Origin of the sequence: Spiroplasma floricola 23-6 (assembly GCF_002813555.1) — a bacterium.
GTDB lineage: Bacteria > Bacillota_I > Bacilli_A > Mycoplasmatales > Mycoplasmataceae > Spiroplasma_A > Spiroplasma_A floricola.
In genome coordinates, this window is record NZ_CP025057.1 from 58,721 (window position 1) to 81,824 (window position 23,104).

The 23,104-nt window shown below is 25.5% G+C and carries 19 protein-coding genes; 16 read left to right on the forward strand and 3 right to left on the reverse strand.

Annotation, left to right across the window (positions count from 1 at the left end):
• Positions 1–41 precede the first annotated feature (41 nt).
• On the reverse strand, positions 42–971 hold the full coding sequence (locus SFLOR_RS00305; RefSeq protein WP_100916116.1) for a 5'-3' exonuclease: 930 nt from the start codon (positions 969–971) through the stop codon (positions 42–44).
• A 13-nt stretch (positions 972–984) separates the two neighbouring features.
• Positions 985–1,581: an IMPACT family protein gene (locus SFLOR_RS00310; RefSeq protein ID WP_157806906.1), complete on the reverse strand. Its 597-nt coding sequence runs from the start codon at positions 1,579–1,581 to the stop codon at positions 985–987.
• A gap of 159 nt (positions 1,582–1,740) precedes the next feature.
• Between SFLOR_RS00310 and secA the strand changes: the two genes are divergently transcribed.
• From secA to SFLOR_RS00370, 12 genes are all read left to right on the forward strand, one after another.
• A complete protein-coding gene (secA, locus tag SFLOR_RS00315) occupies positions 1,741–4,641 on the forward strand; it encodes a preprotein translocase subunit SecA (RefSeq protein ID WP_100916118.1) in 2,901 nt (966 codons plus the stop codon).
• Positions 4,642–4,792: 151 nt separating this feature from the next.
• Entirely contained in the window at positions 4,793–6,778 is a 1,986-nt protein-coding gene (gene uvrB / locus SFLOR_RS00320; RefSeq protein ID WP_100916119.1) for an excinuclease ABC subunit UvrB, read from the forward strand.
• 8 nt (positions 6,779–6,786) lie between these two features.
• Positions 6,787–9,630: an excinuclease ABC subunit UvrA gene (gene uvrA, locus SFLOR_RS00325; RefSeq protein WP_425443402.1), complete on the forward strand. Its 2,844-nt coding sequence runs from the start codon at positions 6,787–6,789 to the stop codon at positions 9,628–9,630.
• A complete protein-coding gene (locus tag SFLOR_RS00330) occupies positions 9,623–10,720 on the forward strand; it encodes a bifunctional folylpolyglutamate synthase/dihydrofolate synthase (RefSeq protein ID WP_100916121.1) in 1,098 nt (365 codons plus the stop codon). The genes uvrA and SFLOR_RS00330 overlap by 8 nt, the downstream gene beginning before the upstream one ends.
• A 1-nt stretch (position 10,721) precedes the next feature.
• Positions 10,722–11,387, forward strand: coding sequence for a folate family ECF transporter S component (locus SFLOR_RS00335; RefSeq protein ID WP_100916122.1), 666 nt, complete (start codon positions 10,722–10,724; stop codon positions 11,385–11,387).
• 53 nt (positions 11,388–11,440) lie between these two features.
• The gene (hprK, locus tag SFLOR_RS00340; protein ID WP_100916123.1) at positions 11,441–12,370 is read left to right on the forward strand and encodes an HPr(Ser) kinase/phosphatase; all 930 of its coding nucleotides are present in this window, start codon (positions 11,441–11,443) and stop codon (positions 12,368–12,370) included.
• Positions 12,360–13,763 carry a prolipoprotein diacylglyceryl transferase gene (locus SFLOR_RS00345; RefSeq protein WP_100916124.1) on the forward strand — a complete coding sequence of 468 codons (1,404 nt, stop codon included), beginning with the start codon at positions 12,360–12,362 and terminating at the stop codon, positions 13,761–13,763. The genes hprK and SFLOR_RS00345 overlap by 11 nt, the downstream gene beginning before the upstream one ends.
• Positions 13,747–14,679: a thioredoxin-disulfide reductase gene (trxB, locus tag SFLOR_RS00350; protein WP_100916125.1), complete on the forward strand. Its 933-nt coding sequence runs from the start codon at positions 13,747–13,749 to the stop codon at positions 14,677–14,679. Before SFLOR_RS00345 ends, trxB begins: the two co-directional genes overlap by 17 nt.
• A gap of 65 nt (positions 14,680–14,744) precedes the next feature.
• Positions 14,745–16,043: a prolipoprotein diacylglyceryl transferase family protein gene (locus SFLOR_RS00355; protein WP_100916126.1), complete on the forward strand. Its 1,299-nt coding sequence runs from the start codon at positions 14,745–14,747 to the stop codon at positions 16,041–16,043.
• A 9-nt stretch (positions 16,044–16,052) separates the two neighbouring features.
• Complete coding sequence (gene whiA, locus SFLOR_RS00360; protein ID WP_100916127.1) at positions 16,053–17,000, forward strand: DNA-binding protein WhiA; 948 nt, start codon at positions 16,053–16,055, stop codon at positions 16,998–17,000.
• A 3-nt stretch (positions 17,001–17,003) separates the two neighbouring features.
• A complete protein-coding gene (locus tag SFLOR_RS00365; protein ID WP_100916128.1) occupies positions 17,004–17,225 on the forward strand; it encodes a helix-turn-helix domain-containing protein in 222 nt (73 codons plus the stop codon).
• 121 nt (positions 17,226–17,346) lie between these two features.
• On the forward strand, positions 17,347–18,381 hold the full coding sequence (locus SFLOR_RS00370; protein WP_100916129.1) for a hypothetical protein: 1,035 nt from the start codon (positions 17,347–17,349) through the stop codon (positions 18,379–18,381).
• 66 nt (positions 18,382–18,447) lie between these two features.
• Here the strand turns inward: SFLOR_RS00370 and SFLOR_RS00375 are convergent, their stop codons facing one another.
• Positions 18,448–18,843, reverse strand: coding sequence for a rhodanese-like domain-containing protein (locus SFLOR_RS00375; RefSeq protein WP_100916130.1), 396 nt, complete (start codon positions 18,841–18,843; stop codon positions 18,448–18,450).
• Positions 18,844–19,115: 272 nt separating this feature from the next.
• Between SFLOR_RS00375 and SFLOR_RS00380 the strand changes: the two genes are divergently transcribed.
• From SFLOR_RS00380 to smpB, 4 genes are all read left to right on the forward strand, one after another.
• Complete coding sequence (locus tag SFLOR_RS00380; protein ID WP_100916131.1) at positions 19,116–20,153, forward strand: hypothetical protein; 1,038 nt, start codon at positions 19,116–19,118, stop codon at positions 20,151–20,153.
• A gap of 68 nt (positions 20,154–20,221) precedes the next feature.
• Positions 20,222–20,515, forward strand: coding sequence for a preprotein translocase subunit SecG (gene secG, locus SFLOR_RS00385; RefSeq protein ID WP_100916132.1), 294 nt, complete (start codon positions 20,222–20,224; stop codon positions 20,513–20,515).
• A gap of 27 nt (positions 20,516–20,542) precedes the next feature.
• Entirely contained in the window at positions 20,543–22,639 is a 2,097-nt protein-coding gene (rnr, locus tag SFLOR_RS00390; protein ID WP_100916133.1) for a ribonuclease R, read from the forward strand.
• A gap of 15 nt (positions 22,640–22,654) precedes the next feature.
• Complete coding sequence (gene smpB, locus SFLOR_RS00395) at positions 22,655–23,098, forward strand: SsrA-binding protein SmpB (RefSeq protein ID WP_100916134.1); 444 nt, start codon at positions 22,655–22,657, stop codon at positions 23,096–23,098.
• Positions 23,099–23,104 lie beyond the last annotated feature (6 nt).

Below are 23,104 nucleotides of genomic sequence, written 5' to 3' on the forward strand. Positions count from 1 at the left end.
AATAGTTATTTTATATAAATTTTAATAATAAAAAAGCAGATTTAAGATTTCAACTCTTCCTCTGCTTTTCTTTTTTCTCTAATTGCTAATTGTTTTTGTACTTTATCTTCAATCATTTTTGTGAATGCTCACATTTTTTCTCTTTTTAAAAATCCCATAAATCTAATATAGTTAACTTTTAAAGGTTTAAAATTTATTCTTCCAATTTCAACATTTTTTAAAATACGAGCAATTTGCTTATTCATTAAAACTTGATCTTTACATTGTTCAAGTTTTTTTCTTTGTTCTTCTGGAAAATCGTTTAGATTCTTATAAACATTTTCAATACAACCATATTTTGAAATAAGTTTTGTAGCAGTACTATAATGCATACCTCTAACACCTTTTATATTATCGGATTGATCTCCCAATAGAGATTTAATATCTGGTATTTGACATGGCTTACATCCAAATTTTTCAATTACCTCTTTTGTTGTTATTATTTCTTGTTTACATTTCTTTGATTGTTGTGAAACAATTCTTACATCTTCTGATACTAATTGATATGTATCTTTATCATTTGATACTATATCTACTTGATATCCTAGTTTTACTGCTATTCTAGCAATTGTTCCCATGATATCATCACCTTCAAATTTCACTTTTTCATATCATGGAATATTTGCTGAGGTTAAAAAATCTCTTACCAATTGCATTTGAGGAATCAAATCAGATGGTGTTTCTTTTCTTGTAGCTTTATATTCTGGATAGATTTCTCTTCTTCAACATTCTTTACCAACATCAAATGTTACTATAACTGTATGATATTCATTTGATTGAATTAATTGAAAAATATTTGCAACAAATACATATACGGCATTTATTAAATAACCTTCTCTATTTATTGCAATTTTTTTTCTTTTTAAACTTCCATAATAACCCTTATGAAGAAGGTGATATCCATCTATGATTACCACTTTTTTCTTATTCATTTTTATTCTCCTTCTAGTAATATCCTTGTTCTTTTTTTGTTATTTTAATTTTATTTTTAATTGAATCCAATTCTTCTAATTCTTTTAGTTTAAAATTGGCATAAACAGTTTCATTTACAAATTTATAGTTAATTTCATTTCATATATTTTTTAAAAATAGATTAATACTTTTAATATCAGAGATATTAAAACAGATTTCTATATTATAAAGAAATTCTAATTTTTTAAAATTAATTTCTTTTATCATTTTAATAGCACTAGCACTATAAGCTTTTTGCAAGCCCCCAGTTCCTAATTTAATACCTCTATAATATCTTTTTACGAAAATAATTAAATTAGTTAAATTATTTACTTCAATTAACTTTAGCAATGGTTCACCTGCTGTTCCGTTAGGTTCTCCATCATTATTGTATCCATAAGTTAATTTTTCATCACCATATCTATATGCATAGCAATTATGGGTTGCGCTTTTATCTCTATTATTTTTTAAGAAAATATCTAATTCTTCTTTACTTTTAATTTTTGAAATATAGGTAATGAATTTTGATTTTTTAACTGTGTAATCTGATTCAACAACTTTTTCATTGTTTAATATTTTTAAAAATATCATAACTTTTACCACTTATTATTTTACCTTTAATAAGAATAAAATATAATAAAATTTGCATTTATTATAAATTCTTTCAAATATTAATACTATAACTTTATATTTCTTAATAATAATTGTATAATTATTAAGATTTTGACTTAATAAAAAGGAGTAGTTTTAATGGCAAGAGATAAATCGATAATTAAAAAGCACGGAAAAATAGCTGATGAAATTATCTCACTAGAATCAGTTTATGAAAAATTAAGTGATTCAGATTTAGCAAAAAAAACCCAAGAATTTAGAGAAAGATTAGAAAAAGGAGAAACTTTAGACGATCTATTAGTTGAAGCTTTTGCAGTTGTAAGAGAAGCTGCATTTAGAGTTTTAAAATTAAAAGCATATAAGGTTCAACTTATTGGAGCAATTATCTTACATCAAGGAGATATTGCAGAAATGAGAACTGGGGAAGGTAAAACTTTAACAGGTCTTTTTCCTGCCTATTTAAATGCTCTCTCAGGTTTAGGAGTTCACGTTGTAACAGTTAACGAATATCTTTCTCAAAGAGATAGTGAAATAAATGGAAGTGTTTATAATATTTTAGGTTTAACTGTTGGTTTAAATGGAAGAGATCTTTCAAAAGAACAAAAAAGATTTGCCTATGCACAAGACATTACTTATACAACAAACTCAGAATTGGGATTTGATTATTTAAGAGATAATATGGTTTATCGTTTAGATCAAAAAGTTCAAAGAAAATTAAATTTTGCAATTATTGACGAAGCTGATTCAATTCTTATAGATGAGGCAAGAACTCCATTAATTATTTCTGGAGGTAGTCAAAATAGAATTAATTTATATAAAGCAGCTGATTCTTTTGCAAAAACTTTAGATCAAAAAACTGATATAGAAATGGACTTGGAATCAAAACAGGTTTATTTAACAGAATCAGGAATAAAAAAAGCTCATAAATTCTTTAGTATTGAGAATTTATTTGATTTTAGAAATACTGAACTATTCCACTTAATTATGAATGCTTTAAAAGCTTTATTTACATTTAAATTAGAAGTTGAATATACTGTTCAAGATAGTGAAATTATTTTAATTGATCAATTTACAGGAAGAACTATGCCAGGTAGAGCATACAGTGATGGATTACAACAAGCACTTCAAGCAAAAGAAGGTGTTGAAATAGAAGATGAAACTACAACACTTGCAACTATTACTTATCAAAATTTTTACAGGCTTTATAGTAAACTTTCTGGTATGACAGGTACTGCAAAAACTGAAGAAGAGGAATTCTTAAAAATTTATAATACAAGAGTAATTGTTTGTCCTACAAATAAACCAATTATTAGAGTGGATGAACCAGATTTAACTTTTGGAACAATAAATGCAAAATTAAAACATTTAGTAAGAGATCTAGAAGAAGTTACACAAGCTGGAAGACCTGTACTTATTGGTACAACTTCAGTTGAATCTTCAGAACAAGTAGCTCATTATTTACAAAAAGCTAATTTAAAGTTTGAAATGATTAATGCTAAAAATCACCATAGAGAAGCAGAAATTGTTGAAAAAGCAGGACAAGTAGGATCAATTACTTTAGCAACTAACATGGCAGGTCGTGGAACTGATATTAAACTTTCTGATGAAGCAAAAGCAAATGGTGGATTGTTTGTTATGGGTATTGAACGTAACGAAGCAAGACGTATTGATAATCAGTTGCGTGGTAGAGCAGGAAGACAAGGAGATCCAGGAACTTCAAGATTTTATATTTCAATGGAAGATGAACTTATGGTTCGTTTCTCTTCTCCAAAATTAAGACAAATGTTTTTAAAACTTGGAGATGATCATATTAAATCTAAATTATTTACAAGAGCAATTACAAATGCTCAAAAAAAATTAGAAGGTTTAAATTTTGATCAACGTAAAAATGTTCTTGACTATGATAATATTCTTTCACAACAACGTGAAGCTATTTATGCACAAAGAGATTCAATTTTAGAACAAGAATCTTTAAAAGTTGTTCTTTCAAGATTCCATTATACAATTGCATTTGAAATTGTAGAAAGAAACTCTGAGTTGGTTCGTGGAGAAAGAACAATTAATATTCCATTGCTAATTCAAGAAATAGATGGAAAATTTGTCTTTGAAGGAAGTTTAACAGAAGTAGATTTTATAGGTTTAGAAAAACAAGAAATAGCTAAAAAAATATCAGAAAAAATGATGGAACATTATTTAAATAAATCTAGCTCAGTTCCTCATGAAGTAATTTCTGAAATGGAAAGAAGAACAATTCTTCAAACCTTAGATTATCATTGACAGAAACACATTAATTTAACTCAAAAATTAAGAAGTGGTATTTACTTACAACAATATGCACAAAATAACCCATTACATGAATATGTAGAAGAATCTGCAAAATTATTTAATAAAATGAAAGTTATGATTGCAGAAGAAACAATTATAAAATTAAATGGTTCATTTGTTAGAGAAATGAAAATGGATGAAGATATTAATTTTGTAGATTTACAACCTAAAACTGTAAATATAACAGATAAAGATATTGATGATATTCTAAAAGAATGAGATATTCCAAAAGAAAACTTTGGAAGAACAGCTGTTGAAAAAAGACTTAAAGAATTGCAAAAACAATTCAAAAAAGATAAAGATCAATTAGAAAAAGTAAATTTCCAATTTGCAGTTCTTGATGGTTTAATGAAAAAACTTGACGAGATGTTTGCTCAGCAAAATAAACAAGCAGCTGAGTTATCATTTGAAGCAGTAGAAAAAATAACTAAGAAATTTAATCTTGATAAAACATTCACAAAAGAACAAGTTAAAGAAAGCTTTGATAAATTGATAAAAGAAGCTGAAAAAGATGAAGAAAAAACTAGTCTTTTAATAGAAACTCAAATATTAATGGCAATAGCAACTCAATTTGAATCTAACCAAAAAGAATTCACAATAACTGATGAAGAGGGAAATGTGAAAAAAGTTTTCAAAACAAATCCTGATGGTTCAATTTCAGAAGATGATATTGAAGATACAGAGCAAGTTCAAACAAAAACAAAATTAGGATAAAAAAAAATTTTATAATTACTTTATATAAACAAGAACTATATATTTTTCTTGTTTTTTTCATTTATCTATGTAAAATAATTGCTAGGAAATGACATCTCTAGGGGCTAAGCTCTAGATTTTTTAGTTCCTGTAATGGAGATGAGTATGAGATATGGAAAATTTAAAACAAAAATTTGAATTGGTCACTGATTATAAACCCAGTGGGGATCAACCAAATGCAATTATAAAATTAATTGATGGCTTAAAAAATAATGTTAAAAACCAAGTATTAATGGGTGCAACAGGTACAGGAAAAACTTTTACAATGGCAAATGTTATTAAAGAAATAAATAAGCCAACCTTAGTTTTAGCACACAATAAAACTTTGGCAATGCAATTGTATATAGAATTAAAAGAACTATTTCCAAATAATAGAGTAGAATATTATGTTTCAAATTTTGATTTTTATCAGCCTGAAGCATATATTCCCTCAAGAGATTTATATATTGATAAAGATGCAAAAAGAAATAATGATTTGGAAATGATGAGATTAAGTGCTATGAATGCATTAATGATTAGAAAAGATACAATAGTTGTCGCATCAGTTGCTTGTATTTATGCAACTCAAGATCCAAAGGAATATGGAGATGTATTTTTTGAACTACAAGTTGGTCAAGTTTTATCTAAAAAAGATTTATTAACTTTTTTAGTTCAAACAGGATATACAAGAGATGAAAATGATCTTGCAATGGGATATTTTAGTGCAAAAGGTGATGTAATTAGAATTGCACCTAGCTGAACTGATAAATATCATATTAGAATTTCTATGTTTGGTGAGGAAATAGAATCTATAGAAATGATAGATATTTTAAACAATCATGTTTTAGAAAAATTAAGAATGTTTACAGTTTATCCTGCTGCAGCTTATGTGACTAATTTTGACAAAATGAAATTAGTTGTGGAAAATATTGGAAAAGAACTTGAACAAAGAGTTATATGATTTCAAGATCAGAAAAAATTTATTGAAGCAGATAGATTAATGAAAAGAACAAAATATGATATGGAAACAATGAGCGAGTTTGGAATCTGTAGTGGAATAGAAAATTACTCTCCTCATTTGGATTTTAGAGCTCCAGGTGTTCCTCCTTTTACATTAATAGATTATTTTGGAGATGATTTTTTAACAATTATTGATGAATCACATATGATGATTCCTCAATTGAATGCAATGTACAATACAGATAGAAGTAGAAAAGAAACTTTAATTGAGCATGGATTTAGATTACCAAGTGCAATTGATAATAGACCACTTAAATTTGAAGAATTTGTAGGAAAATTAAAAAATGTAATTTATACTTCAGCTACACCTGGACCCTATGAATTAGAGTTAACAGAAAATAAAGTTATTGAACAAATAATTAGACCTACTGGTTTAGTTGATCCACAAATTGAAATTCGCTCGACTATAAATCAAATGAATGATATAGTTGATGAAATAAATAATGTTGTAAAAAAAGGACAAAAAGTTTTTATAACTGCTATTACAATTAGAATTTCTGAAGATATTACAACTTATTTACAATCAAGAAATATAAAAGTTGCTTACCTTCATTCTGAATTAAAAACTTTAGAAAGAAATCAAGTTTTAACAGATTTAAGAAAAGGAGTTTATGATGTTATTGTTGGAGTTAACTTATTAAGAGAAGGTTTAGATGTACCTGAAGTAAGTCTTGTCTGTATTTTGGATGCAGATAAACAAGGTTTTTTAAGAAATACTAGAAGTTTAATTCAAACAATTGGTAGAGCTGCAAGAAACTCAGAGGGTAGAGTTATATTTTATGCAGATTCAACTTCTCAAGCTATGAAAGAAGCTATTGAAGAAACTGACAGAAGAAGAAAAATTCAAGAAGAATATAATGCAGTTCATGGAATAACTCCAAAGACAATTATCAAAAAAATATCAGATATTATTTCTGATTCAGCAATTAGAAATAAAGTTGATGAGTTAAAAAAATTAAAAAGAAAAGACAAGGAAAAGAAAAAAGAAGATTTTATTTCAGATTTAAGAAAACAAATGTTAACTGCGGCAAAAGAACAAAATTATGAAAAAGCTGCAGAACTTAGAGATCTTATTTTAGAACTACAAGCAGAAAGTTAGAAGGTATAATTATGAATAAAAAAATTATTGTAAAAGGTGCAAGAGAACATAATCTAAAAAATATAGATATTGAAATTCCCAAAGAAAAACTTGTTGTATTTACGGGTCTTTCAGGAAGTGGAAAATCTTCATTAGCATTTAATACAATTTATGCAGAAGGTGAAAGAAGATATATTGAGTCATTATCTTCATTCTCAAGACAGTTTTTAAAATCTGTAGAAAAACCAGATGTAGATGAAATAGAAGGTTTAAGTCCAGCAATTTCAATTGATCAAAAAACTACAAGTCATAATCCAAGATCAACTGTTGGTACTACAACAGAAATTCATGATCACTTAAGATTATTATTTGCAAATATAGGAACACCATTTTGTATAAATGGTCATGGTCCTATTAAAACTTCTTCACTAAAAGAAATAATTGAAACAATTAAAAAAGAAACAAAAGAAGATGATCAAATTTTTATTTTAGCACCAGTTGTAAGAGATAAAAAAGGGACTCACAAAGATCTATTATTAAAATTAAAAAAAGAAAATTTTTTAAGAGTTCAGATTAATGGAGAAATAAAAAATTTAGAAGAGGAAATTGAATTAGAACAAAATAAAAGACATAATATTGATATTGTTGTTGATAGATTAATATACAAATCAGAAGATGAGGATCTGCAATCAAGAATTTATTCTGCTATTGAAGTAGGTTTAGGATATTCAAATGGTTTAATAAAAATTAACTATCCTAAAAGAAATGACTTTACAAAATTATTCTCAACAAAATATTCTTGTAGTGAATGTGGTTTTTCAATTCCAAATTTGGAAGCAAATTTATTTTCCTTTAATAAAAAAAATGGAGCATGTGAAACTTGTTCAGGTTTAGGTGTAAATTTAGAAGCTGACCCAAGTTTAATAATTCCTGATTCATTACTTTCAATTAGAGAAGGTGGAATTTTATATTATAAAAATATTATTGATACAACAAATATTGAATGACAAAGATTTAAGCTACTTTGTGATTATTATCTAATTGATTTGAATTCACAAATAAATCAATTAAATGAAAAACAAATTAATGTAATTCTTTATGGAAGTGAAGAACCCATTGAAACAAAAATTGTAACAGTCAGTGGTAATGTTTTAAGAGCTTTTGATTATATTGAAGGTGTAGCAAATTTAATTGAAAGAAAATATATAGAAACAAAATCAGAAGAGAACAGAAAATATTATGGCAAATATATGATGTCTAAAATCTGTAAAACTTGTAATGGTAAAAGATTAAATGATGTGGCTCTTAGTGTAAAAATTAATGATTTATCAATTGCTGAATTTGTGGAAATGACAATTGAAGAAGAGTTAGAATTTTTATTAAATTTAAACTTAACAGAGCAGCAAGAAAAAATTGCAAACTTAGTTTTGAATCAATTAGTATCAAGAATTAGTTTTTTAAATGAAGTAGGATTAAATTATTTAACTTTATCAAGAAGTGCAACAACTCTATCAGGGGGAGAAGCACAAAGAATTAGATTAGCTAAACAGCTAGGTTCAAAATTATCTGGTGTACTTTATGTTTTAGATGAGCCATCAATTGGATTACATCAAAGAGATAATGATAAATTAATTAGTACTTTAAAAAAATTGAGAGATTTAGGAAATACATTAATCGTTGTTGAACATGATGAAGATACAATGAAAGCTTCTGATTGAATTGTTGATATTGGTCCTGGAGCTGGAGTCGAAGGAGGATATATTACAGCTCAAGGTACTTATGAAGAAATATGTAAAAATCCAAATTCTTTAACAGGAAAATATTTATCAAAACAGCTATCAATACCAACTCCAAAAAAACGTAGAGGTGGTAATGGATTAAAAATTGAAATTAAAGGTGCTACAGAAAATAACTTAAAAAATATTGATGTAACAATTCCTTTAGGTAAATTCATCTCTATTACAGGAGTTAGTGGAAGTGGAAAATCAACTTTAGTAGAAGAAGTTATTTACAAAGGTTTAAAAAAAGAACTGAACAAAGAATTAATTCGTCCTGGAAAATATAAATCAATGAAGGGGTGAGAAAATATAGATAAAATAATTTATGTTTCTCAAGATCCTATTGGTAAAACTCCAAGGTCAAATCCAGCAACCTATACATCAGTTTTTGATGATATAAGAGATCTTTATACTGAAATACCTGAATCTAAAATTAGAGGTTACAAAAAAGGAAGATTTAGTTTTAATGTTCCTGGTGGAAGATGTGATGCATGTTGAGGTGATGGTGTTGTTCGTGTAGATATGCAATTCTTAGGTTTTGTTGAAGTTGTTTGTGAGATTTGTGATGGAAAAAGATATAATGAAGAGACATTACAAATAAAATATAGAGGAAAAAATATTTGAAATGTATTAAATATGACAGTTCAAGAAGCTCATGATTTTTTTGAAAATATTCCTAAAATAAGAGAGAAGCTAGAAACAATTTTAGCAGTTGGTTTAGGATATATTAAACTTGGTCAAAATGCAACAACTCTATCAGGGGGAGAAGCGCAAAGAGTTAAGTTATCAACATTTTTATTAAAAAAACAAACTGGAAAAACTTTATTTTTATTAGATGAACCAACAACAGGGCTACACATTGATGATGTAAAAAGATTAATTGAAGTTTTAAATATTTTAGTAAATCAAGGAAATACTGTTTTAACTATTGAACATAACTTAGATTTTATAAAAGTTTCAGATTATGTAATAGATTTAGGTCCTGAAGGTGGAAGTGGTGGAGGAACTATTCTTGCTACAGGAACACCTGAACAAATAATTGAAAGTAAAGAAAGTTTTACTGCAAAATATTTGAAGGAGTATTTAAATGATTAATGTAGAAGAAGAGTTAATTTCATCAGATATAATTTTTAAAAAGAATTATAATTTAAAAAAACTTTTAAAAGATTTAGGAAATCCTCAAAATAACTTTAATATAATTAGTATTGTAGGTACAAACGGAAAAGGATCTACTTCTCAATTTATTTTTAGTGGACTTAAAAAAAAGTTTAAAAAAGTAGGCTTATTCATCTCACCTGCTTTTATATATCAAAATGAAAGAATCCAATTTAATACAGAAATGATATCTGATAATGACTTAAAAAGATTGTTATTAGAAAATGAAGAATTAATTAAAAAATACGAACTTACTTTTTTTGAAATATGAACTTTTATTGCAATACTTTATTTTAATGAAAAAAAAGTTGATATAGCAGTTATTGAAGCTGGTATTGGAGGAGTTAAAGACTCTACAAATGTTTTTGAAAAACAACTTGCTGTTTGTGTTACATCTCTAGGTTTAGATCATCAAGAAATACTTGGTTCTTCTATAGAAGAAATAATTCAACAAAAGTTGCTAATTGCAAAAGAAAATGTAAAAATTTTTATAAGTGCTGATAACTTAAAATATAAAGAGATTATTGATAAAGTTAATAATAATGCAAAAGTTTATACAAAACAAATAAATGATCCAATATATTTTCAAAGTTTTAATAAGGGACTTGCTTTAGAATTATTACAATACTTAAATATATCTGTCACACATTTTGATATATCTCCACTTGGTAGATATACTATATTAAAAAAAGATCCCTTATTTATTTTAGATGGCTGTCATAATTATGATGGAGCTTTAAAACTTTCTAAACAAATAAAAGATATAGATAATTTGATAATTTTATTTGGTTCTAGTGAAGGAAAAGATCAAATAGAAATGTTAAAAGTTTTTAAAGAACTAAAAAAGGAAATATTTCTAACAGAGTTTGTTCATAAAAAAGCTTGAAAAATAGATAAGAGTAAATTTGCTGAATTCAAGATTATAGATAATTGAGAGATATTTTTAGCAAATAATAAAGATAAAAATATTTTAGTTTGTGGAAGTTTATATTTTATTCCACTAGTTTATAAATGATTTGAGGGACAATAACATGAACTTTTATTTATATACAAATATAGGAGCTGGAATTTTAATTATGATAATTTTTGTTTCAGCTCTTGCCTTAGAGAATTTTACATTTAAAAAGATTAGTTTAAAGCACTTAACAGTTATATCTTTATTTGCTGCATGTAGTGCTATATTAACAGGACTTACATATAAAATACCTCCAATATTTGGAAACATTCATATTGCTTTGGGAGACTGAATAATATTTTTATTAGGACTTATTTTTGGTCCTTTGTGTGGAGTTATTTCAGCAATTTGTACAGATACCTTAATGGCAATTGTATTGCCAAGCAATTATGGTTATCATGCTGGATATATGTTTGGAAAGTGTGTTTTAGCGTTTTTTGGTTCGCTTGTATTTTTAACAAGAGGAGAAAAACGAATTTTATTAAAAGTAATTGTTTTGTATACTGTGGCCTATATTCTTCAAAGTCTATTTTTAAATCAAATATGAATGATGTCTTGGAAAGGAATGGCAGCGTGATTGGATTTTATAAGTAAACTTATTAAGTTGCCTATATCTCTGCCAATATACATATCAATAACTTATTTATCTTATTTGCCAATAAGAAAATTATTGGAAAATTGAAATAATGAATTTGTTTGGTGTTTTAAATCCGAGTATTTAAATAAAAATCTAGATTACTAAATCTAGGTTTTTATTTCATTTATTAGTTATAATTACTAAAGAGGTAGTTAAAAATGAGTAAACTTTATGCAAAAAAAATAATTGAATCCTTTAAATTAGAAGTGGTTTCTGGAGAAAATAAATTAAATAATATAATAGAAGTTTATGGTATAAATAGAGCTGGACTTGAATTAACTGGCTATTTTGAAGAGGGTGAAAAATCACATAGAGTAATTGTTATGTCAACAAAAGAATACTCATATATTATGAATTTCGAAGAAAGTGAAAGAGAAAAAAGATATGAAAAGCTATTTTCAAGAAATATTCCAATGATTATTCTTACTGACAAATTTGAAGATAATATAGCAATTGAAGTTGGTAAAAAAACTAACTCATTAGTTGTTAGAACAAATACTGAATCAACTAGTGATTTTACTCAAAATGTTTTGGAGTTTATGGATGATTATTTTGCTCCTTTAACAGAAGTACATGCCTCTTGTATAAATATTTTTGGTAAGGGTGTTTTATTAATTGGTGAATCAGGAATTGGTAAATCAGAGATTACACTAGACCTAGTTAAAACAAATCACTTATTTGTAGGTGATGATAGAATAGTTATTACAAAAAAATCAAATGAATTATATGGTAAAAGTCATGAAATTTTAAAGAACCTAGTAGAAGTTAGAGGAATTGGAATTGTTGACGTTTCTCAAACAAATGGATATCAAGTTATTTTAGAGAAAACTAAAATAGATTTAGTAATTGAATTAACTCAATTTAAAAAAAATGGAATAGATGATTCAGAAAGATTAGGAAATGCTTTTGTTGGATATAATATTCTGGGTGTTGATGTTCCATATATAAAAATTCCTGTTTCTTCAGGAAGAAATATACCAAATATTATTGAAGCTGCGGTTGCTAAACTAAAAATTAAACAAAGTGGTTTATATCAAGATGAAGCTCAAATTTTAAGCGAAAGAGCAATGAAATTTAATGATGATTAATTTTTTATCAAATATTATTTGAGATAATGGTCAACCAATACCTTCTGATTATTATGATTCTTTAAAATTTATGTATCCTGTTTTAGTAGGAATTGGTGTTTTTTCTGTAATTGGTGTATCTGCTTTTAAAATTTGAAAAAGGGGAATCCCATTAAAAGAATTTGTAAATGCAATTTATATTTCTTTGCCTGTGGGAATTCTTGGTGCAAGTATTTTTGGTAAGTTGGGATCATATGGAGATCAATGAAAAATATATATGCTACTTTTCTTTTGACATGGAGGTATGAGTATTTTTGGAGGACTCTTGTGTGGTGGAACTGTAGCTTTTTTATGGTTTTGACACAAAAGTAAAGTTACAAGAGTTTCTGTATATGTATATGCTGATTGTATAGTTCCAAATATTTTATTAGGTCAAGCAATTGGTAGATGAGGGAATTTATTCAATCACGAAATTTTGGGAAGAAGAGTTGATGATGTAAGCAAAATAAATTGATTACCTGATTTTATTTGACATAGACTTTTTTATCTTCATGATTTGTCTCAACCAGGTCAACCTGAAATGACAGAAATGCAATTTTGTGAACCCTTATTTTTATATGAATCTATGGCAACATTAGCTTTGTTTATTTTAATAACTTTTGTTTTTTCAAATATAGGAAAATGAATTAGTAAAAAACCATGAAAAATAGATCCAATAAACTTTCCTTGTAAAGCTAATAAAACTTATAAATCTGTTGAAAGAGATAGTTTAGATGAATATCCTACTCAAATACCAGTTAAATATTTAATTGACAAAGATGGAAAAGTTTATTTATCAAAAAGTTGAGTTTGAAAAAAAGCATATCTTTTGTATGAACCAAAAAAAGCTTTAGTTGAAGCAGAACAAGTAAAAATAAATAATCAAAAATCTATTGCTTTAAAAGCCAGAGAAAAATATAATAATATGGTAAGCAAAATAAAACAAGAAATAAATAGTCAAAAAGCAAAATTAGATAAAAATAAAATAACAAAAAATCAATTTAAATCAGCTAAAAAAGACATTAAAAATAATTATAAAAATGATATTAAGATGTTAAAAAAACAAAAAAGTCCTTTAATGAATTTTATTAAGAGAGATTCAAAAGAACTTTATAATTTAAATAATCCAAATAATTATAATGTAGTACATTGTGGAGTTTTAACTAGTATTTATATTTGTGGATATACTTTTATAAGATTTATATTAGATCCACTAAGAAATCCATATGAATTAACTGTAAAAGAAAATTCAATTTTAAACTATTTATTCTTAACAGCATTTTTACTTTTTGGAATAGTGTTGTTTATTTGCTCACAGTTTATAGCTCCAAAAAAATGAAGAGAAGAGGGTTGATTATATGAAAAATCATATTAATACAGATTATGATTTAATAATTGCAGGTGCAGGACCAGCTGGATTAAGTGCTGCAATTTATGCTGGAAGAGCAGGACTTAATGTTTTAGTTTTGGAAAAGGAAGCACCTGGTGGAAAAGTTATTAAAACTGGAGAAATTGAAAATTATCCAGGTTTTACAAATATACAAGGACCGGATTTAGCAATGCACTTTTTTGAACAAGCAAATGCAATGGGAGCGAAATTTGAATTTTCAGGACTTAAAGATTTTGAAAAAAAAGAAATATTTGAAATTGAATTAGAGAATGGAAAAGTTTTAACTGCAAAAGCATTAATAATAGCAACAGGAACAAAAGAAAATTTACTAGGTGTTCCTGGAGAAATTGATCTATATGGAAAAGGTGTTTCATACTGTGCAGTTTGTGATGGAAGTTTCTATAAAGATATGCCTGTAGCTGTTGTTGGAGGGGGATATAGTGCTATTGAAGAGTCACTATTTTTGACAAGATTTGCATCAAAAGTTTATCTAATTCACAGAAGTCAAAAATTTAGAGTTGATCAAAAATCATTGCAAAAAGCTAAAACAAATGAAAAAATAGAATTTATTTTAGATACAATTGTTGAAAAAATAGAGGGAAAAGATAAAGTTTCATCAATTAAGATTAAAAATACAATTAAAAATGAAGAAAGTGAATTAAAAGTTAATGCAATATTTCCATTTATTGGGCACTATCCAGTAACAAGTTTTATTAAGCAAATTGAAGTATTGGATGAAGAAAAGCACATAATCGGGGATGAAAGAATGAGAACCAAAATTGAGGGCTTATTTGTTGCTGGAGATGTTAGAAATACTCCTTTTAGACAAATAGCAACAGCAACAGCTGATGGGGCATTAGCTGGTCAAAATGCTGTAAACTATATTGAAAATAAGTATTAAAATATCAAAGTGTTTTTATTCTTTGCTATGTTAAAATATACAAAGTTAAAAGGTGTTGATTATAGATGTTATTTAGTTGAATACAAGGCGATAACTGAAAAAGCCCTACAGATAGTCAATGGTGAACAGTAAGAGACGACTATGGTTTTTTTCATGTATATGCTTTTACTATGACATTAGGTGTAATATTTGCTATTGCTATATCTGCAATTAAATTATATAGAAGAGGAATATCCTTAACAGAACTTTGAATTGGAGCAGCAATAATTGTTCCTGTAAGTTTATTAGGAGCAAGTTTTTTTGGAAAATTAAATGCTGAGGGAATTGGAATGAATGCTAATGGAGCAGGCTTTTTTGGTCTATTTGCTTTTTGAGAAGGTGGAATGGCAATTCACGGAGGAGTTTATGCAGGAGCTTTTGTTGGATTAATAGTATTTTACTTTCTTGGTAGAAGAACAAAAGTATCTCTATGAGTTTATTCAGATTGTATAATTCCAAATATTCTTGTTGGACAAGGAATTGGAAGATGGGGTAATTTCTTCAATCATGAAGTAATAGGTGGGCCAGTTGCACAATGACATGGAAAAGACACAGATGCTTTAAATTGGTTACCTTACTTTATTAAAAGAAATATGGTTTGAGAATATAAAGGTGCAAATGATAGTTTAAATGGAGTAGATTTAGTAAAAGGACAAGAATATCTTATGTCACCGATTTTCCTCTATGAATCAATAAGTTTAATTGCTGCTTGAGCAATAATTACATTTATTATTCCAAATATTGGAAAATGATTTGGCAAAAAACCTTGAAAATTACATCCAGATAAATACGATATAAAATATCCTAAATATAAAATTTGAAGAAATGAAGTTTTTGCAAATCATAATAATAAAGAAATAGAAAAATATAAAAGTGAAATAAATAATATTAATGATAAAAATTACATTGTAAAAAAATGAAAACAAGGAAAATTATTATCAGATTGTAATAACCCCGAAAAATATATGCTCGTAAGAACGGGGGTGCAAGCTGGAGCTTATTTCTTTGCATGGAATTTAGTTAGATTTATTTTAGAATTAGGACGGCCAGATGATCATTTATTCTTAATGTATAGAAAAGAATTATCACTAGTTATAATTGGTTTATCGATGGCAGCAGGTTTAATAGTTGCGCTATTAGCTCAATTTGTTATTCCATATTTATTTAGAACTACTGGATTTATATATGAGCAAGAATATTTCTATTTAGAAGATAACAATAAAACAAAAAACAAAGATAAACTAGTAATTAGTAAAATTGAAAAAAATAAAATTAAAGAAGAAAAAATTAAAGAAAAATTAAATAAGAAGCTTGGTAAGAAATAAGGTGAGAGTATGTCTTTTGCAATGGAAGTTAAAGAAGAAATTTTAAATCATACATTCACTAAAGAGCAAAAAATTATGCTCTTATCTGGTTTTATTAAATATAACGGAGAATTAATTTACACAAGTAAAGGTGCTGTTTTAAAATTAACAAATAATAGTAATAATGTTATTAGAAATATTTTCTCAATGCTAAAAACAATTTATGATGGAAATATTGAAATATCAATTATTCAAATTCAAAAACTTAGAAAAAATAAAATTTATCAATTAATGTTAACAGATGAAGTTATTTTTTTCTTAAAAAGATATAATATTTATGATATTAATTCAAGCACCAAAATTATTGAAATAGATTTAGAAAATTATGACAAAAAAATAAAACAAGAATTAATACGAGCATATATTTCAGGAATTTTTATAGCTATTGGAAGTGTAAACTCTCCAGAGACTACAAATTATCATTTAGAATTGCAATTCAAAGAAAATGAATCTTCAACTTATATTACAAAAATTCTTAAGAAATATAATTTTACTTTTAAAACAACAAGTAAAAAAAATAAATTTGTTTGTTATATTAAAAAATCTATAGCAGTTTCTGACTTTCTAAAATTCATGGATGCCTCAATTTCTGTTATGAAATTTGAGAATACAAGAATTAATAGAGATGTTAGCAATAACATAAACAGAATGATAAATATTGATATTTATAATCAACAAAAATCTTCTGTAACAGGTTCTAGACAAGTTGAAGTAATAGAACTAATTAAAAAAAATAATCTAATGTCAGAGTTATCGCCAAAGGCGCAATTACTTTCACAAATAAGATTAGAGAATCCAGACGCATCATTTTCTGAATTAGAACAATTAATGAATGAAAAAAATGTATCAATTACAAAGTCTGGAATAAGCAACTTATTTAAAATTATAGATAAGATTGCAAATACAATTGGAGACTAAAAAATGAAAAAAGACATTATTATAACATTTAGTAAAAACATGAAAAGAATAAGGGTAAATGCGCAACTAACTCAGGAAGAATTAAGTTTCAGATCTCAATTACATAGAAATTATATTTCAGATTCTGAAAGAGGTAAGAGAAATATATCACTTAAATCTGTTGAGAAAATTGCAAAAGCTTTAAATGTTGAACCAATTGAATTTTTTAGGGAAATAGAAGAATAAAAAAAATAGAACTTAGGTTCTATTTTTTTATAACTTGCACAAATTTAAAAAAACAACTTATAGTATTTAATTTTTTTATAAATATAGTATAAATATTATTAAGAATTAGGGGTAATTAATTATGAGAGATGAGAGCATACTTCAAGATATTGGAAGTTTAATTAGATATGATAGAAAAATAAAAGCTACTTTAAGACATATACTTTTTTTAAGAGTTTTTTGAAAATTTCTGTTTATGTTTTCTCTAATATTTTTTATTATTTTTGTATTATCAATTTATTTTTTAAAGACAGCAAGTATAGAAAATTTTATTATTAAAGCCAGTCTTGGTTTGCTTTTTTCTCTTTCTATTGGTCTTTCTTTTATTTTTTTATTCTTAGATACATTTTATTCACCAAATCTAAGTAAAAATATTAATAAAATTATTCATAAAAAAGAGAAGATTGAATTAATTTACTCTAAATTTTTAAACTCTAGAACAGATTTACAAGATATTACGGATTTCAAATTAAGTATTGTAAATTTTAAATCTGAACCAAAAAGAAAAAGAAAGTCATATGCAAATTATATGAGTACTTTACTTAATAGAGAAACACCAATAAAAAAGAATAATGAAAACTCACTTGATTTCAAATTTAAAAATTATCAAGCTAGTTTTGTAATTGAACATCCACTTGAATTTACTAGATGAACACTAAAATACTCATGAAAAGAATCTAGATCAACAATAGGATCAAAGAAACTTTCAATGAGTGTTTTATACATTGAAAATAAAGAATTTAGAAAAATGTATTATAATTTAAAAATTAAAAAGAGCGGTGAACTATCAGGAGATTATAGAACTGAATCTATAGCATTCAATAATAAATACTCAACTAATTTAGAATCAAACGACCTCGAGGGTGCTAAATTTTTAAACCCTACTGTTGTAAATAATTTAGTAAATTTTAACGATATTAATTTTTTTGCATTAGGAGTTTATAAACAATTATATGTTGAAAGATATGAAACTAAAAGAGAAAATTGTCAAATAGGTATATTTAACTTTTTATTATTGAAAAATAGAAATAAAGTCATAGAATATATCTACGATAAAATAGTTAAGGATATAGATTTTCTTAAAAAATCTTATGATTATATTAATTTTATTCTTTAATTAAATAAAAGAGTTTTATATCAAAAATGATATAAAACTCTTTATAATTATTTGTACTTTTAATTTTTAATATAAAACTACTTTTGTTAATTCATCAAATTCTGGATTATTTCTTATTTTTTTGTATCCCTCATAAAAAATATAAGCTTTAAATCCTTTACTTTTTAAATTTTTATAAATAGAAAGGTGACTTCTAGAATCTTCATCAATTATAAGAATTTTGCTTTTTTTATCTAGAACTTTAAAATATTTAAAATTGAAATTTATAACTGGAATATTAATTGTCTCTTTAAGATGATTTTCATTATAAGATAATGAGTTTCTTATATCTATAACTTGTCATTTTTTGCTCTTTAAAATATGAGTAAGTTTTTTACTACCCTTTGTTTTATACTTTGCTTTAAAAGCATTTGTTTTAAAGATTTTTTCTAAAAATTTAAATACATATTCTAGTCATTGCATTTTTATCACCAAAATTATTATATATTGAAATACAAAATAATATACTTCTAGATTAGAATATAGTATATAAAAATATTAAGCAAATAATTTAAAGATTTATAAAATAATACTTATGGAGATTCTTTAAAAAATACTATTTTCTTAGAATAAAATAGATAAGCAAATTTTAATAAGAGAGCTATTTTTTTATAATTTAAAGTATACTATAATATTTAAAGTGAAAAAATAAGTTTAAAAGTCAAATTATTTTGAGATAGAATGGAATTTATTATATGATTGATGAAAAATTATATAGTGATATAAAAGAAGTTGTTAACAAACGACCAGAAATTAATAAAATCTGAAAGCAGTTTAAAAATGAAAGAAAAACTAAAATTATACTTTACACTTTTCTTTCTGTATTTTTTGGAGCTTTTGTATTTTTAGCTTTTATGTCAAATATTATTGATATGAATAATGAAATAATATTTTTTCTAATTGGTATGTTTTTGTTTCTAGGATTTTTAGCATTTTTAATAGCTTCAATAGTAGTTTATTTTAAGCTAAAAAATATAAATGTAAGATTAAATAAAATTGTAAATGAAAAATTAGATTTAGAATTAATTTATTTCAATTTTTTTAATTCATCAGCTAATTTAAAAAATTGTTCAGATTTTAAAATGAATATTATAAGTTATTATCCAAAAATTGTAGATATTGATGGAAGCTATAAAGTTTATTTAGCTCATAGAAAAGTTCCCATTAAAGAAGATCATTATAATTCACTAGAATTTACATATAAAAATAGAAAAGTTACTTTTATAATTGAACATCCTAAGAATTTTATAGAACGTCACTATTATACTTCTAATGGACGTTCAGGTTGTAGTAGAACAGTTACTCCTCTTTCTATGACTGTTTTGTATGTTACAGATGATAAATATGTGAAAGATTTTAAAAGTTTGAGAATTGAAAGGAAAAAGGGCAATCTTAAAGGGGATTATAAATCTGAATCAATTGTTTTTAATGATAGATATTCAACTAATTTGACTATGAATAATATTGTGGCTGCAAAATTTTTAACACCTTATGTTTTAGACAATTTAGCTAATTTAAATCAAAAAGATTTTTTCTCATTAGGAGTCAATAAGGATATATATGTGGAAAAAGCTACAACAAAGTACCATATTCTTCCATTTGGCATTTTTGATTTTTATTCATATTTAAATGAAAAAAATTTAGCTACAGTTATATGCAAAGAAATGATAAGTCAATTAAATTTAGTTAAAAATTCTTTGGAATATGTCTCTTTTCTAGAAAAAATTAAATAATATTGCAACAAAAGTACTTTTTACTCTTAAATGTAGTATTATATATTTAAATGAATGGAGGGCCTTGTATGAATTTACTTGCCGGAACTGCATCGCAGCAAACACTTGCAAACCAAATAATCCTAGGTTTTGAAATTCTATCTTTAATTGTCGCAATATTGATGATAATTGTAGGTTTAGTGCAAAATAAAAGTTCACAAACAGGATTAAGTGCTTTAAATGGTGGGAATGATGAATTATTTTCTAACTCAAAAGAGAGAGGAATGGACAAAACAACATCAATTTGAATGTTTAGTTTAGGAGTTTCACTCTTTATAATTACAATTGTAATAGGAATAATTACAAACACTGTACTAAACTAATGATGTTTTTTAGTAGAAAGAAATGTTATGAAAAATACAATACTATCACGGGTAAAAGAAAAGGAAAAAATGCATCTAAATGATTTAATTAAAAGTATTAAATCAGATTATGAAAGTGTAACAACTATATTAAAAGAATTTCAAGAAGAACATTTAATTGGTTGAACAAAAGAAAACGTTATATACTTCATTGGAAAAACATATAAAATAGGGTCTATAAAAATTAATGATAAAGGCTTTGGATTTGTAAAAGAGTTTAATATTGAAGGAGAAGATTTTTTTGTTCCTCCAAATGGATTAAATGGAGCAATTTCATCTGATGAAGTTGTTTTTACAGTTCAAAAAGAAAAAGACGATAGAATGAAAGCTATGGTTGAAGATATAGTTTTGAGAACAAAAATATCATTGGTTGGAGAAATTGTAAAAAGTAAGGATGGAAGATTTTTAGATTTTGTAGCAAATGAACCTGGTTTTAAAAATTATCGAATTGTAATGATAAACTCAAAAGATTATTCATTAAAAGAAGATTTAATTTTAAAGGTAAAAATTCTAAATGTTAGAGATAAAAAGCTATTTGTAAGAATTCAAAAAATTATTGGTGATGCTAATAAAGCTGTTGATAGAATTTTTTCAATTGCTTATGAATATGAAATTAAACCAGAATTTAATAAACTAACAATTGATAATGCAAATGAGGTTGCCAAACCTATTGATTATGATGATCCAAAAATTAAAAGAAGACTTTCAAACTCAATAGTAAATAAAAATTTAGTAACTATTGATGGATCAGATTCTAAAGATTTAGATGATGCAATTTATGTTGAAAAAACATCTAATGGATATAAATTGATAGTAGCTATTGCTGATGTTAGTTATTATGTCACTCCATTTTCACCTTTAGATAGTACTGCCTTATTTAGAGGTAATTCAGTTTATCTTGCCAACAAAGTTATACCAATGCTTCCAGAAAAATTGTCAAATGGTGTTTGTAGTTTAAATCCAGATGAAGAAAAGCTTTGCATGGTAGCTGAAATGGATTTTGATTTACAAGGAAATGTAATAAAGAAAAAAGTTTATGAATCAATTATGATTTCAAAAGCAAGATTAACTTATAAAGAAGTAAATGAACTTTATGAAAGTGGCAAATCAAATAGATCAAAAGAAATAATAGATATGTTAAGGCTCTCAAAAGAACTTCACGACATTATAGATTTATCAAGAAATAAAAAAGGATCAATTGAATTTGATGTTGCAGAGCCAAAAATTATTTTAGATGCTGATTCTAATGTTATTGAAATAGCAAAACGTGATAGAGGAATTAGTGAGAAATTAATAGAAAACTTTATGGTTAGTGCAAATGAATGTGTAGCAACAATAATTTATGAAAAAAAGCTTCCTTTTATTTATAGAAATCATGATGTTCCAAAAGAAGAAAATTTAATTGAATGACATTCAATTTTAAGAGCACTTGGTATAAATGTAAAGTTAACTGATTTGGATAAAATTAATCCAAAAGCAATTAAAAACGCACTTCTTCAAATTGAAGAACAAATAAAAGATCCAACAGAAAGAGATGTAATTAATGTAACTCTTTTAAAATTTATGGAAAAAGCAGCTTATGAATTAGAAAATATAGGTCACTTTGGTTTAGCAAGTGAATGTTATACTCACTTTACAAGTCCAATAAGAAGATATAGTGATTTAATAGTTCATAGATTCTTAAAACAATATTTAGTTGATAAAGACATAAGAGAATTTAAATTAGAACAAAATGAAAAGTTTGTTTTAAAAGCATGTAGTATTATTAATGATACTGAAAAACAAGCTGTGTCTGCTGAAAGAGAAGTTAATAAGGTTTGTATGGCAGAATATATGCAATCAAAAATTAATCAAGAATTTGAAGGCATTATTGCAGCTGTATTAAAATTTGGGATATTTGTTCAGTTAGATAATTGTGTTGAGGGTTTAATTCATATATCAGAACTGCCTGATTTTAGTTTTGATGAAAAAACAAGTATTATGGTAAATAAACAAAACAAGATTTTTAGACTAGGTCAAAAAATAAAAATTAAAGTTAAAAATGCAGATGTTAAAAAAAGAATTATAGATTTTGTGCTTGCTTAATGGTGGTGAATAAAAATGGGAGAGCATCTTTTATTAAAAAATAAAAAAGCTTATTTTAATTATGAAATATTAGACACATGAGAAGCGGGTATAGTTTTAACTGGTCCAGAAATTAAATCTATAAGAAATAAAGATGTTTCAATTAATGAAGCTTTTATTCTTATAAGAAAAGGACAAGTTGAAATATTAAATATGAATATAAAAAATTATGAGTTTGCAAATCATATTAAGCATGATCCAACTAGAAATAGAATATTGCTTTTGCATAAAAACGAAATAAAAAAAATTTTAAAAAGAATTCAATTGGAAAATCTTACTTTGATACCATTAAAATTATATTTGAAAGGTAATTATGCGAAATTAGAAATTGCTTTAGGAAAAGGAAAAAGAACAGTTGATAAGAGAGAAACAATTAAACAACGAGATATTGAAAGAAGATTAAACAAAATTAGAAAATAAAAATAA